The following is a 547-nucleotide window of genomic DNA, read 5'->3' on the forward strand; positions in this document are numbered from 1 at the left end:
ATGAAAACTCCAGAACAAATCTATGTTAAATCGGAAAAACTTTTTGATCCGAACGCTGAACTTCTAATCGCCTATCCGTTTGGATTCAAGCAAAGACATGTTAACGATCGCGGTTACATCAATTACAATGGAAATCTCATCATGATCGGAAATCCTTTTAACGGGTTTAATGTCGGTATTAAAAAAGAATTCGATTCCGTTTCTATTTGGTTCGGAAATAATAAGTTAGGTAATCTCGATCAAAATTTATTCTTGATTAATCCTGATTCCAATTCATATAAAGTTCATAAACCAAGGAAGGTTACTAAAAAGTACTACCCTTCTCCTGACGCATGAACGTTACCCATGTCTTGAAGTCATACCAAAAATTTTGAGTTAAAATGGAAAAATTAAGAAACAAATTCAATACAATAATACTAATTTCAATATTAGTAACCCCTATCTTCTTAACACCAAGTGATCGAAAAGTCGAAACTTCTAGAAGAAGTATACTCATAGGACACGAGAAATCTGTTACGTCTCTAATTCTAAGTAATGACCTAAATAT

General features: G+C 32.5%; 1 protein-coding gene. It reads left to right on the forward strand.

The features are described 5' to 3' along the window. Positions 1–336, forward strand: a 336-nt coding sequence (locus LEP1GSC195_RS19790; RefSeq protein WP_015679752.1) for a hypothetical protein, incomplete at its 5' end; no start/stop codon positions are given. Positions 337–547 lie beyond the last annotated feature (211 nt).

The organism is Leptospira wolbachii serovar Codice str. CDC, from assembly GCF_000332515.2.
Taxonomy (GTDB): Bacteria; Spirochaetota; Leptospiria; order Leptospirales; family Leptospiraceae; genus Leptospira_A; species Leptospira_A wolbachii.